Origin of the sequence: Enterobacter cloacae complex sp. IR5412, assembly GCF_049237385.1 — a bacterium.
Classification (GTDB): domain Bacteria; phylum Pseudomonadota; class Gammaproteobacteria; order Enterobacterales; family Enterobacteriaceae; genus Enterobacter; species Enterobacter intestinihominis.
The window spans coordinates 30,582-44,175 of record NZ_JBMKHQ010000001.1 but is presented as its reverse complement, the minus strand read 5'-3'; the positions used below and the strand labels follow the sequence as shown (position 1 = coordinate 44,175).

Here is a 13,594-nt window from a genome sequence, read left to right as displayed (position 1 = left end):
AGGTGTCAGGTCGGTTGGCGTAAATGACAAAAAAGGATCAGATTACGCCATTCTGCGGCAGTGGAAACGCTGGCGATATTCGCCCGGCGTGAGATGAAGCTGCTTTTCAAAAACGCGGCGCAGGTTGATGCTGGTCCCAAACCCGCTTTTTTCGGCAATGACCTCAAGCGGATACGGGGTCTGCTCCAGAAGCTGTCGTGCGGCGGCCAGGCGGGCTTCGGTGACATAACGGGCCGGAGGTACACCGACGTCACGCGTGAACACGCGGGTGAAATTGCGCGGACTCATGGCGACCCGTTCGGCCAGCCTTTCGACGCACAAATCTGCGGTGAGGTTTTGCAGGATCCAGCTTTGCAGTTCGCTAACCGGTCCGGTCGCGGCGGACTGCTCCAGATTATAGCGGCTGAACTGTAGTTGGCCGCCAGGCCGGCGCAGGTACATCACCATATCCTGCGCCACGTTGCGGGCGAGGGTGAAGCCGTAATCATCCTCCACCAGCGCCAGCGTCAGATCAAACCCGGAACTGACGCCGCCGGATGTCCAGACGGGACCATCCTGAACATAGAGCGGGCCGCCCTCAACGTTGACCGCAGGATAGCGGGTTTTCAACGTTTCCAGAAGCCGCCAGTGGGTCGTTGCCCGGCGCCCATCGAGAAGTCCGGCCTGTGCCAGCAGCAGGGCCCCGCCGCAGACAGAGGCGACGCGTCGCGCATGCGGCGCGGCCAGGTGCAGCCAGTCCACCACCGCAGTGCTTTCCTGCTCATTCATGCCACGGCCGGTGATGATAATCGTGTCCAGCGGCTCGCGCGGATCCAGCTCCGGCAGGCGATAGTCCGCCAGCAGATTTAAGCCGGACTGGCCATGGATCACCAGGTGAGGCTGGGTAGTGGCAATAATGATGCGGTAGCGGGGCTGCGCCAGACCGTCCGGGTGCAGACGGTTGGCCTGCATCAGAATGTCAGCTATACCGGCGGCTTCAAACAACATGCCACCATCAGGAACGATTATCAGGATCTTCTTCATGTCATGAAAAGTACCTTTCTTACAATATAAGTCAAGTGGAGGACGTTGACCGTTACCGAGCACGGTTCTGGTCAACCCCGATGCCTGCAACGGCACATATTTTGATACCCACTTAACCTGTTTTTACCGCTCGGCCTGTAAGCTATGGTGCGGGAAAGCAAAGAACTCATAACAAATTTTCATCATGTTTGTAATAAATCGTCGGAGTGGTGGAAAGCAAGCAATAGTGTAGTGACGGTAAAATGCCAAATGAAGTTCGCCTGTCGAAAGCAGCGTCTTTATTCATTACCTGGAAAGGGTGGGTTATATTTTGAGCAATGCCTTGGCGAGCAAGATTGTAGTCAGGCTTAATTATTTGTACGGCCCAGACGAGAGAAAATTATCTTAAGAAGGGGGAGAGCATAAAGTTAATTTGCGGCGTGAAATTAATTTTTTCACCCTTACTGTGTTTTCTTAATTTGATGGGACATCGTCCTGAGTATTGACGATTTGCTATCGATACAACAAATAATTCGTGTGAGATATATTCATATGCAACTGAAAAATTCTCCGTTCTACTAATTATGGTAGTGGCAGGAATAGTGGTATTACGTTAGTGAGAATGGTTCTCTTTTGGGTTTTTTTGTCTTTAAATCAGCTAATTGCGTGATTTCTCTATTTTTCAGATTAATCTCAGAGTGAGGCGAATGCCTCATGAATCAGCAGTAGCGAAAAAGGAAATATTGAAAAGGTGATAAGCTCATGTAAACTTGTTTACCGTTTGTCAAAATATGTCAGGATTACGCTGGGCCTTATTCTCGAAGGCTCGTGCGGTAGCTATGCCCAAATAATAGTAACGCCCCGAAAAAACCTGACTATTTTTAACAATAGCACCTAAGTCAAATTTTATCCCCTCTCTTCATCCTCTAAATATCGCTACGGAAAAGCATATGAAACTGCGTGTATTGTTATCACTTCTGTTTGTTATGGCGGTGGCGGGCTGTAAGGCGCCGCAAAAATCAGCGATCACCGATGATACGATTGTGACCAGCCAGGTTAATGGCATCACGCTGACGCACCGTCACGCTGTTACCCCTCCGGCGGAGTTCACTCAGGTGAATGAACCGTATCGTGCTATGTACCCGGCATCCCTGATGAGCCGTCCTGACTACGGTGGAAAAGTGATCCGTACGCTTGAGACCGGAAAAACTTACGTCGTGCTTGGGCAGGTTGAACATTTCTGGATGGCGCTGGCCGATGATGGGAGTGAACAGCTGATTGGTTACGTGCCGATGCGTGCCGTGATCAAGGCCGACCAGTACGAAGCCACCGTGCGTAAACAGGCACTGCGCCCTAAAGCGCGCAAGAAAACCACCTGTGTTGATGTCGATGGCAACAGCAAAGCCTGCAAAGACAGCGCGAACGGTACCTGGATCCTGAACTAAACGGGTTTCACGAGCATATTTTTATGAATAATAAAAATTTCCATCGGATGTGGTTCCCTTTTTTTGCGTTGATTCTCGCGCTGATCGGTGGTTGTACGTCGTCTTCACACAGCGACCCCTCCCGCTACAATCTTCAGTTTCAGGCTCATCCTCAAATCAATGATTCTGCACCGCTTAAGGTCAGAGTATTGCTGCTGAAATCCGATGCGGATTTCATGTCCAGCGACTTCTACTCCTTACAGAACAACGCGTCAGCCACGCTTGGCGCGAATCTGCTGAACAGCGATGTGTTCTTCCTGATGCCGGGCCAGCTTTCGAAAACCCTGAGCGGTCAAAGCTCACCGGAAGCGCGCTATATCGGCGTAATGGCGGAATACCAGGCACTGGACGGCAAAAAATGGCGCGTCTCACTTCCTTTGCCTGTTCCCGGCGAAAACGCGATTTACCAGTTCTGGAAATGGTCCGCAGATGAACTCCAGGCCAGCGTCTTCCTTGACGTAAATGGTATCCGGGTCATCAGCCAGTAACGCCCTTCATAACAGGAAAGAGATCATCATGACGAAAGCAGAAAAGGTCGTCTGGACCGAGGGCATGTTCCTGCGTCCCCACCATTTTCAGCGGACAGAAAGTTACCTCCTCAACCACGTTCGTGAGTGGGGGGCCTTGCAGCGTTCGTATCTCTGGGGCTTTCTCGACCTTGAGCTGGATGAAGCGATGCTTCGCCAGGGCTGTATTGCCCTGAGCTACTGTAGCGGTTTGCTCCCTGACGGCACCTTTTTCCAGGTGCGCAGCGACCGCAACGGTCCGGCCCCGCTAAAAATCCCCGATAATCTTACCAATGAAAAGGTGGTGCTTGCGCTGCCGGTTCGTCGCGGTGGACGTGAAGAGGTGATTTTCAGCGAGGAGCACTCTTCTCTGGCGCGTTTTATTACGTTTGAACAAGAGGTAGAAGACGACAACGCCATGTCGGTCGGGGAAGCGACGGTTCAGTTTGGCCGCCTGCGTCTGACCCTGATGCTGGAGAAAGATCTGACGGCAGAATGGACCGCCATCGGCGTGGCGTGCGTCGCTGAAAAGCGCAACGACAACCACGTGCGGCTGGATAACAGCTACATCCCACCAATGCTGAACGCCAATAACAGCCCGCAGCTGTACGGCATGATCAATGACCTGCACGGCCTGCTGGTGCAGCGTAGCCAGCAGATCGGCGGCCGCCTGCGCCAGCCGGGGCGTTTCAATACGTCCGAGATGGTTGAGTTCACGCTTCTTTCGCTGATCAACCGCCACCTTGGCGACATCTCACATTTAAAAACGCTGCCGCTGCTTCACCCTGAAGCGCTCTGGCGAAGCTGGCTGCCGTTTGCCACGGAACTCGCTACCTGGACGCCGCAGCGTACCGCAGAGAGCGTACTGCCGGTATACGACCATGACGATCTCGCCCTTTGCTTCGGCAAACTGATGCTAATGCTGCGTCAGGGGCTGTCGCTGGTCATGGAAGATCATGCCATCCAGCTGCCGCTGCACGAACGCTCTCACGGACTGAACATCGCCACCGTACCGGAGACCAGCATGGTCCGCGAATTTGGCTTCGTGCTGGCGGTAAAAGCCAATGTCCCCGGCGAACACCTGCAAACCCATTTCCCTGCCCAGATGAAGGTTGCGCCAGTCTCGAAAATTCGCGATCTGGTTCAGCTCCAACTGCCGGGCATCATGCTTCGGGCAATGCCCGTCGCGCCGCCGCAGATCCCGTGGCATGCAGGCTACAGCTATTTCGAGCTCGAGAGGGGCAGCGAACTGTGGCACGAGATGGACAAGTCTGGGGCATTCGCGCTGCATCTCGCAGGGGAATTCCCGGGTCTCGATATGGAGTTCTGGGCCATCCGTAGCCCGACAGAATAATAAAGCGAGCGCTTAATATGCAGGAACGACAGGATACCGGCAGTGATGCCGTGTTTACCGGAGCCAGTGGGAACAATCAGCTGGTGGCGGCCGCCAATCCGCTGCTCAATGCGATTCCGCAAATCCGTCATTCGGTTTCCCACGACGATCAGGTCGGGCTGCGCCAGCGCCTGATTGACGAAATTCGCCGTTTCGAGGTGCGATGCCAGCAGGCGGGCTTACCATATGAAGTGATTGTCGGCGCGCGCTACTGCCTCTGCACGGCGCTGGACGAAGCCGCCGCTCTGACCCCCTGGGGAAGCAGCGGCGTCTGGTCAAGCAATGGTCTGCTGGTGACGTTTCATAACGAAACCTGGGGCGGCGAGAAGTTTTTCCAGCTGCTGGCACGTCTGTCTCAGAATCCGCGCGAACACATTCTGCTGCTGGAGATGATCAACTACTGTTTGCTGCTCGGCTTTGAAGGCCGCTACCGCGTGCTGGACAATGGCCGGACCCAGCTTGAAACCATCAAACAGCGCCTGTGGCAGATGATCCGTGGCGTTCGCGGCAGCTACCCGCCGCCGCTCTCGCCGCACCCGGAAGATCGCCCCGTTCTGCGCAAGCTCTGGCGGCCGATGATTCCACTCTGGGCGTGCGTGGCGCTGGTCGGCTTTATCGCCTGCCTGTTCTATATCGTGCTGAACTGGCGTCTCGGTGATAACACCAGCCCGGTGCTGGCGAAAATTTACCAGTCCCAACTGCCGGAAACCACGATCCAGCAACCTGCGCGCCAGCTGCCGGCGGTACTGAACCTGCGCGGCTTCCTGAAACCGGAAATTGATGCCGGTCTGGTGGCCGTTAAGGATGAGGCGGATCGCAGCGTGGTGATCCTGAAAGGGGACGGACTCTTTGCCTCGGCCTCAACGGTGGTGCGCGATCGCTATGAGCCGGTCATCGACCGCATCGCCCAGGCGATGAATAACGTCAGCGGCAAAATTCTGGTGGTGGGGTACAGCGACAACGTGCCGATCCGCAGCGCACGCTTCGCCTCTAACTATGAACTCTCGCTTGAGCGCGCCCGTTCGGTGCAAAAACAGCTCCAGGGTAGCCTCTCGCAGCCTGAGCGCGTCAAAGCCGAAGGGCGGGGCGAGATCAACCCGGTAGCGCCTAACACGACGCCTGAAAATCGCGCCCGTAACCGCCGCGTGGAGATTACGCTGCTGGTATCGCCTGACAATACCCAGGCCGAGCTGAACGGATTGCCGCAAGGAAACTAAGGATGCTGACTACTCTACTTTCTATACTGACCAATCGCATTCTGTGGAGCTTCCTGGGCGTAACGGCACTCGCGGCGGTCATCTGGATGATTGGCCCGCTGTTGTCCATCGTGGACACCCGGCCCCTTGAATCAGAGCAGAACCGCGTCATCAGCATTGCGGTGGTCTACCTGATTTGGGCTCAGAGCCACATTCTGCCGCGGCTGTATAACGCCTGGCTGAACCGTAAGCTGATGGACAAGCTTAACGAAAATACCACCAGCCCGGAGGCGGCCGATCCGCAGAAACGTCTGAACAGCGAGGAGCAGATCCTTGCCGGGCGTTTCGATGAAGCCGCCCAGATGCTGAAAAAAGCCCACTTCAGCAAAGCGGGACATGGCGCGCAGTGGACGCAGCGCTTCAGTACGCAGTACCTCTATCAGCTGCCGTGGTACGTCATTATTGGCGCGCCGGGTTCAGGTAAAACCACCGCGCTGGCCAACTCCGGGCTGCAATTCCCACTGGCGGACCGCTTCGGTAAAACCGCGCTGCGCGGCATTGGCGGCACGCGCAACTGTGACTGGTGGTTTACCAACGAGGCGGTTCTGCTGGATACCGCGGGGCGCTACACCACTCAGGAGAGCGAGCAGGTTCAGGACGCCGGGGAGTGGCTGGAATTTATCAACCTGCTGCGTAAATACCGCCGTCGCCAGCCCATCAACGGCGTGATTATCACCATCAGCATTTCCGACCTGCTTTCGCAGTCCGCTGAGGCCTCCCGCCAGCAGGCGGTCAACCTGCGCCAGCGTCTCTCCGAGCTGCATGAACAGCTGGGGATTCGCTTCCCGGTGTATGTGATGGTGACCAAAGCGGATCTGCTTAAAGGCTTCCGCGCCTGGTTTGCGGATTACGACAAAGCCCAGCGCGATCAGATCTGGGGCTTTACGCTGCCGTGGGAGCAGACCAAACACGCCGATTACGACCTGATGGGCAACTTCCAGCAGGAATTTTCCCTGCTGCAACAGCGTCTGGATGCTGGCCTGCCGGAAACCATGCTTAAAGAGCATGACGCCAAAACCCGTGCGGAAGCCTATCTCTTCCCGCAGGAGTTCGCCGCGCTGCGTCCGCTGCTGGCAGACTACCTGAGCACGGTCTTTGCCCGCTCAAACTTCGAAACCGAATTTTCGCCGCGCGGCATCTACTTTGCCAGCGGCACCCAGGAAGGGATGCCGTTTGACCGCGTGATGGGCGAGCTGAACCGCGCGCTCTCCTTACCTGAAGGGGAGGAAAGCACGCGCTGGGATTCGGTAAGCAAAGAGGCGCCGATCCCGGGCGCGAAGGGCCAAAGCTTCTTCATTAAAAATCTGCTGCAAAACGTGATTTTCCAGGAAGCGGGCATCGCCGGGGAAAACCGCTGGTGGGAGCTGCGCAACCGCGCCGTGATGTGGTCCGGCTACGCGGCGCTGCTGGCCCTGCTGGTGATCCTGGGTGGTCTGTGGCTGACCAGCTACGCCAAAAATAAAGCTTATCTGGAAGAGGTAGATGCAAAAGTGCCGATGCTGGAGCAGCAGAGCAAGGCGCTGCAAAACCAGCCCCAGCGAGATCTGTTTGCGCTTCTGCCGCTGCTTAACAGCCTGGTGGATCTGCCGAAAAGCGATGCCTTCGACGTTAACAACCCGCCGGTTTCCCGCCGCATGGGGCTTTATCGCGGGGATGACGTCAGCGATGCCTCGCAGTCTCTGTATCAGAAGGCGCTGGATCAGATGCTGCTGCCTGCCGTGGCGATGCACATTACCACCTGGCTGCGCAACGACAACGGCAGCGACGTGGAGTACAGCTATGAGGCGCTGAAAGCCTATCAGATGCTCTACCAGCCTAAGCATTATGACGGTAAATTCCTGCACTCGTGGGTTATGCTCAACCTGCAACGCAACCTGCCGCAGAACGTGACGCAGGCGCAGCTTCAGGAGCTGGAATGGCACCTGACGCAGCTGCTGGAGCCAAAAATTCAGGCTTCACCGTATGCGCAGGATGAGGATCTGGTGGCCCGCGAGAGGGCGCTCATCAACCAGCAGCCGCTCTCAACACGCGTATATGGGCGCCTGAAACGTCTGCTGGAGCATGATGAGAACCTGAAGCCGGTTTCGCTTTCTGATCTCGGCGGCCCGCAGAGCGAGCTGGTGTTTTCGCGCAAAAGCGGCAAGCCGGTGAGTGAGGGCGTACCGGGCCTCTACACGCCGGACGGCTACTGGAAAAGCTTCAACGACCAGATCGACAGCGTGACCACTGCCCTGCACGAGGACGATGCCTGGGTACTGGGAGCGACCACTGCCCAGGAAGATAAACAGCAGATCGACAACGCCGTGCGTCAGCTCTACATGCGCGACTTTATCGTTAACTGGGATCGCTTTCTCGCTGACATTCAGCTCAACAACAGCGCCGATCTTTCCCAGCGTATCAACACCGCGCGCCTGCTTTCAGGCACCAATTCGCCGCTGCGCCGTCTGGTACTTAACCTGAGCAAGGTGCTGACCCTGTCGCGCACTGCGCCTGCGCCGGAAGATGCGCAGAAAGCGGAAGACCAAAGCAACCGCGCCACCCGCACGCTGGAAGCACTGTTCAGCAACGGTGACAATGCCCCGACGCAGGGCGCGGTTGTGACGCAGGCGCCTGAACAACTGGTGACCGACCACTATGCGCCGATGATTGAGCTGGCGCAGCCGCTGGAGAAGGGCGGCAAGACCATCGTCTTTGATGATTTTCTTAAGCAGGTTGACGAGCTTTATCGCTACCTGACCGCCGTTCAGGATGCAGCCAACAGCGGTATGCCCGCGCCGGGCGGCGATGCAATCAGCCGCCTGCAAGCCAGCGCGGGACGTCTGCCGGGCGGGCTGCAAACCATGTTCAGCAATATGGCCGTCGGCGCCAGCAGCGACACTCAGCGTCGCGATCTGGAGAACGTGCGTAAGCGCATTAACGTGGAAGTGGGTGGGTTCTGCCGTCAGGCGATTGCCGGGCGTTATCCGCTGGTGCGCAGCGCCAGCACCGAGGTGACGCCGGACGATCTCGCCCGCATGTTCGCGCCGGGCACCGGACTGATGGACACCTTTTTCCGCGACAACCTGACCAACAAGGTGGACACCACCCAGGCGAACTGGCGCTTTATGCCAGGCATCGACGGTAAAACGCTGCCGGGCAGTGAAGGGCTGCTGCGTCCGTTCCAGCAGGCGCAGTCTGTCCGCGATGCCTTCTTCGCAAACGGCGCGACCACGCCATCCTTCAAGGTGACGGTGCGCACCGTGCGTATGGACAATACCATTCTGAACCTGACGCTGGACGTGGACGGCCAACTGCTGCGCTACAGCCACGGTCCGCAGGCGGTGCAGATCATGACCTGGCCGGGGCCGGGCGGGACGAACCAGGTGCGTATGCAGCTCGGTCTGGCCAATGGCAGCACCGCAACGCTGGTGACTAACGGTTCCTGGGCGCTGAACCGCTTTATCGACAAGGCGCGCACCAGCCCTGGCGCGGGTAGCCTGAGCCGTCAGGCCACCTTCAACGTCGACGGACATCAGGTCACGCTGGAGTTTGCCCCGAACAGCATCCGTAACCCGTTCCAGCTTCCCCGTTTCTCATGCCCATAACCGCAAGGACAGCCGTATGACGAATACCCCTGCGATGAACCGTTATAGCTGGTATGGCAAATTACCCAGCGCCGGAGATTTTTTGCAGCGTCGCTTTCCGGATACCCTGCAACGCCAGTGGTCGCACTGGTTTCAGGTCGGCCTGCTGGCCTGGCAACAGGAAGAGCAGCGCAGCGGTGAGCGCCCGTTTTCTAAAGCCCCGGTGTGGAACTTTGTCGTCCCGCCGATGCTTGGTAGCCAGATGATTCAGATGGGCTGCCTGCTACCGGGCCGTGACAGCGTAGGCCGTCACTATCCGGTATGCCTGCAACTGAGCTTCACCCCGGCCGAGTGGTCATCCCGTCTGCTCGGGCAGGCTGAAAGCTGGTACCAGCAGCTTGGCCGTCTGGGGCTGCACGCGGTGCGTAACAGCTATTCTGCCTCCCAGCTGGATGAAATGCTGATGACCATCCCGGCGCCCCAGCCGGTTGAGCCGCAAAAGCGTTCCGACATTCTCGACGTGATTGGCTATGACGACGAGGGTCAGAGCACGCTGGGCTGGCCGCAGGCGGCGGAGTGTTTTGATCCGCTGCGCCAGACCAGCTACTGGTGGACAAACCGCTGCGACGGCTATCCGCTTTACACCCACGTCCACAGCGGAAACTTCACCGGGCAGCTCTTTACGCTGCTGTTCGATCCGGCAGGCGGCGCCCGTCCGGGCCGCCACGGTCTTTACCCGCCTATGTTTGAATAAGCAGGGATCTTATGAATATCGATGAATTTCTCGCGCCGATAAGCCCCGATAACCCCTGCGGTGAAAACCTGGAGTACGACGCTGATTTCCAGGCCATGGGGCAGGCCAGTCAGGGCAAAGCCGAACAGCAGTTTGGCGACACCATCATTCCGGCAGAGCCTGCCGACTGGAACACGGTGGAAAAACTCGCCACCAGCCTGCTGGGCCGCACCAAAGATCTTCGCGTCATGCTGGCGTTAACCCATGCCTGGACGCGTCGTCGCGGGCTGGCAGGTTACGCCGACGGGCTACTGCTGGTGCAGGAAGCCCTGTCCCGTTACTGGGAGCAACTTTACCCGCTGCTGGAAGAGTATGGCGAAACCGATCCGTTCTACCGCATTAACGCCCTCGCCGGGCTGAGCGATAAATCTGACCTGACGGTCGCGGTGCGTAACGCCTCACTGCTCCGCTCTAACGGCGATGAGATTTCGCTCCGTGACGCCCAGGCGCTGCTTGATGGCAGTAAAACAGAGTGTCCGGATTATCCGGGCGGTCGTCCACGACTGATCGATGAGCTGGCCCGGGGCGATCAGCCAGGCACCGAAGCGGTAATCGTGATCAACGAACGCCTGCTCGCCATCCGTGAACTGCTTACCGGCTATCTCGGGGAAAGTGGCGTACCGGAGATGGAACAGCTGCTGAAAACCGTCGGGCAAGTTTCGAGCGCCTGTCAGGTGACCGATATCAGCAAGTTGCTGCCGAACCGTGACGCGCAGGCTGAGCAGCACGCCGAGCCGCAGCCAGTGGCCGCGTCGCCCGTTCAGCAGGTGACGGACTGGCGCAGCGTGCAGGTGACCAGCCGCGCCGACGCGCAGCTGATGCTGGAAAAAGCGAAACAGTATTTTGCGCAGTACGAACCCAGCCACCCCGCACCGCTGATGATTGAACGGGTGCAGCGGCTGTCTGAACTCAACTTTATGGACATTATTCGCGACCTGGCGCCAGACGGCGTTAACCAACTGGAAAACATCTTTGGACGCCGCGAATGACGCGTCCTGGCATTATGACGACAGGCATGGAGTCTGCCGTTTCACCTTCACCGCGCATCTTTGATGGAGAACATCATGGCAATGAGTAACAGTGGACAGAAATTCATCGCACGCAACCGTGCTCCCCGCGTGCAGATCGAATATGACGTAGAGATCTACGGCGCAGAACGCAAAATTCAGCTGCCGTTTGTGATGGGCGTTATGGCCGATCTGGTTGGCAAGCCGGTGGAAAACCTGCCAGCCGTCGACGAGCGTAAGTTCCTTGAAATCGACATCGACAACTTCGACGAACGCATGAAGGCGCTGAAGCCGCGCGTGGCGTTCCAGGTGGATAACACCCTGACCGGCGAAGGTAAGCTCAACGTCGATCTGACCTTTGACAGTATGGACGACTTCCTGCCGGACGCGGTAGCCCGCAAAGTAGAGCCGCTGAACAAGCTGCTGGAAGCGCGCACCCAGCTCTCTAACCTGCTGACCTACATGGATGGCAAAAACGGCGCGGAAGAGCTGATTGCAAAAATCCTTCAGGATCCGACGCTGCTCAAATCCCTGAGCCAGATGCCAAAAAATGACGAAAGTGCAAAAGGTAGCGAGGAATAATCGATGAGCAACCAGACCCAACAACACGATCAGCAGGCGGGCCAGGCCTTCAGCCAGGACGAGTTCAGCGCGCTGCTGAATAAAGAGTTCCGCCCGAAAACCGATCAGGCGCGCTCTGCCGTAGAAAGCGCGGTAAAAACCCTGGCGCAGCAGGCGCTGGAAAACACCGTGACCTTTTCAAACGATACCTACCGCACCATTCAGAACCTGATTGCCGGTATTGACGAGCAGCTTTCACAGCAGGTGAACCAGATCATTCACCACGAGGAGTTCCAGAAGCTGGAGAGCGCCTGGCGCGGGCTGAGCTATCTGGTGAACAACACCGAAACCGACGAGATGCTGAAGATCCGCTTTATGAGCATCTCCAAGCAGGAGCTGGGCCGCACCCTGAAGCGCTACAAGGGCGTGGGCTGGGACCAGAGCCCGATCTTCAAAAAAATCTACGAGCAGGAGTACGGCCAGTTCGGTGGCGAGCCGTTTGGCTGCATCGTAGGCGACTACTACTTCGACCACAGCCCGCAGGACGTTGAGCTGCTGGGCGAGATGGCGCGCATCGGCTCTGCGGCCCACTGTCCGTTCATTACCGGCACCGCGCCGGGCGTGATGCAGATGGAGTCCTGGCAGGAGCTGGCTAACCCGCGCGACCTGACAAAAATCTTTCAGAACACCGAATACGCCGCCTGGCGTTCACTGCGTGAATCGGAAGATGCCCGTTATCTGGGCCTGGTCATGCCGCGCTTCCTGTCGCGTCTGCCGTACGGCATTCGCACCAATCCGGTCGACAGCTTTGACTTTGAAGAGCAGACCGACGGCGCGAACCACAACAGCTACTCCTGGGCGAACGCGGCTTACGCGATGGCCGCCAACATCAACCGTTCCTTCAAAGAGTACGGCTGGTGCACCTCGATTCGCGGCGTGGAGTCCGGCGGGGCGGTGGAAAACCTGCCGTGCCACACCTTCCCGAGCGATGACGGCGGCGTGGACATGAAATGCCCGACCGAGATCGCCATCAGCGATCGTCGTGAAGCCGAGCTGGCGAAAAACGGCTTTATGCCGCTGGTTCACCGCAAAAACTCCGACTTCGCCGCCTTCATCGGCGCGCAGTCCCTGCAAAAACCGGCCGAGTATCACGACCCGGATGCCACCGCTAACGCGCGTCTGGCCTCCCGTCTGCCTTACCTGTTCGCCTGCTGTCGTTTTGCTCACTACCTGAAGTGCATCGTGCGCGACAAAATCGGCTCCTTCCGCGAGCGAGAAGAGATGGAACGCTGGCTGAACGACTGGGTGATGAACTACGTGGACGGCGACCCGGCTAACTCCTCCCAGGAAACCAAGTCCCGTAAACCGCTGGCGGCGGCGGAAGTGCAGGTGCAGGAAATTGAAGACAACCCGGGCTACTACGCCGCGAAGTTCTTCCTGCGTCCACACTACCAGCTGGAAGGCCTGACCGTTTCCCTGCGTCTGGTATCTAAACTGCCGTCGCTGAAGACGAAGGACGCGTAATGATGATTGCCGGCCCGAAGGGGCCGGCAATTTGAGCGGAAGAGCTTAGCTTGTTTCTGTCAGTGAATAAGGATAGACGGTGAAACATATACTTTTGATCGCGACCAGTTTGCTGGCAGTTTCTACTCTCGCAAGCGCGGAGGCAGGAAATTACAAATACCCTCAAGCGGAAGCATTGCCTCAGGATGACACATCAAACTTCCAACGCGATCCGACGCTGTTAACAGGGTACGATTTAAATCTGAGTGCAGAGCGTTTTGCTAAAGCCTGGCTGTCGAAAACGAATGAACGTGAACGCATTAAGGCAAATATGTATCTTCTCGGCGTAGTCGACGCGTCTGAGGGCACTGCATGGTGCAAGGGCAGGCCTTTTTTGCCAAATACAATACATGAGTTTCTCTATTCTCGTTTTGCGAACTTATCGAAACAGCAAGGCGAGGAGCGCGCTTCAAAAATCATCATTGACGGCATGAAAGAATTACGCCCGTGCAAAAAAGGAGAGTGA

Annotated in this window: 11 protein-coding genes; 10 read left to right on the top strand and 1 reads right to left on the bottom strand. The window is 57.4% G+C overall.

The window, feature by feature from the left end; genetic code table 11:
• Positions 1 to 42: 42 nt before the first annotated feature.
• Entirely contained in the window at positions 43 to 1,023 is a 981-nt protein-coding gene (locus ACOTX2_RS00210) for a GlxA family transcriptional regulator (RefSeq protein ID WP_063147825.1), read from the bottom strand.
• A 929-nt stretch (positions 1,024 to 1,952) separates the two neighbouring features.
• Between ACOTX2_RS00210 and ACOTX2_RS00205 the strand changes: the two genes are divergently transcribed.
• The 10 genes from ACOTX2_RS00205 to ACOTX2_RS00160 all read left to right on the top strand — a co-directional run bounded on the left by ACOTX2_RS00205 (position 1,953) and on the right by ACOTX2_RS00160 (position 13,594).
• On the top strand, positions 1,953 to 2,447 hold the full coding sequence (locus ACOTX2_RS00205; protein ID WP_063147826.1) for a hypothetical protein: 495 nt from the start codon (positions 1,953 to 1,955) through the stop codon (positions 2,445 to 2,447).
• Positions 2,448 to 2,470: 23 nt separating this feature from the next.
• Positions 2,471 to 2,974 carry a type VI secretion system lipoprotein TssJ gene (tssJ, locus tag ACOTX2_RS00200; RefSeq protein ID WP_022648418.1) on the top strand — a complete coding sequence of 168 codons (504 nt, stop codon included), beginning with the start codon at positions 2,471 to 2,473 and terminating at the stop codon, positions 2,972 to 2,974.
• A gap of 28 nt (positions 2,975 to 3,002) precedes the next feature.
• The gene (gene tssK / locus ACOTX2_RS00195; RefSeq protein ID WP_022648417.1) at positions 3,003 to 4,346 is read left to right on the top strand and encodes a type VI secretion system baseplate subunit TssK; all 1,344 of its coding nucleotides are present in this window, start codon (positions 3,003 to 3,005) and stop codon (positions 4,344 to 4,346) included.
• A gap of 17 nt (positions 4,347 to 4,363) precedes the next feature.
• Positions 4,364 to 5,602: a DotU family type VI secretion system protein gene (locus tag ACOTX2_RS00190; protein WP_003859963.1), complete on the top strand. Its 1,239-nt coding sequence runs from the start codon at positions 4,364 to 4,366 to the stop codon at positions 5,600 to 5,602.
• Between the two features lie 2 nt (positions 5,603 to 5,604).
• The gene (gene tssM, locus ACOTX2_RS00185; protein WP_063147827.1) at positions 5,605 to 9,225 is read left to right on the top strand and encodes a type VI secretion system membrane subunit TssM; all 3,621 of its coding nucleotides are present in this window, start codon (positions 5,605 to 5,607) and stop codon (positions 9,223 to 9,225) included.
• 16 nt (positions 9,226 to 9,241) lie between these two features.
• Positions 9,242 to 9,958: a type VI secretion system-associated protein TagF gene (gene tagF / locus ACOTX2_RS00180; RefSeq protein ID WP_006810959.1), complete on the top strand. Its 717-nt coding sequence runs from the start codon at positions 9,242 to 9,244 to the stop codon at positions 9,956 to 9,958.
• An 11-nt stretch (positions 9,959 to 9,969) separates the two neighbouring features.
• Positions 9,970 to 10,986, top strand: a complete 1,017-nt coding sequence (gene tssA, locus ACOTX2_RS00175) for a type VI secretion system protein TssA (RefSeq protein WP_063147828.1) — start codon at positions 9,970 to 9,972, stop codon at positions 10,984 to 10,986.
• Between the two features lie 75 nt (positions 10,987 to 11,061).
• On the top strand, positions 11,062 to 11,586 hold the full coding sequence (gene tssB, locus ACOTX2_RS00170) for a type VI secretion system contractile sheath small subunit (RefSeq protein ID WP_022648413.1): 525 nt from the start codon (positions 11,062 to 11,064) through the stop codon (positions 11,584 to 11,586).
• A 3-nt stretch (positions 11,587 to 11,589) separates the two neighbouring features.
• Complete coding sequence (gene tssC, locus ACOTX2_RS00165) at positions 11,590 to 13,089, top strand: type VI secretion system contractile sheath large subunit (protein WP_006810956.1); 1,500 nt, start codon at positions 11,590 to 11,592, stop codon at positions 13,087 to 13,089.
• Between the two features lie 79 nt (positions 13,090 to 13,168).
• The gene (locus ACOTX2_RS00160) at positions 13,169 to 13,594 is read left to right on the top strand and encodes a Rap1a/Tai family immunity protein (RefSeq protein ID WP_038416233.1); all 426 of its coding nucleotides are present in this window, start codon (positions 13,169 to 13,171) and stop codon (positions 13,592 to 13,594) included.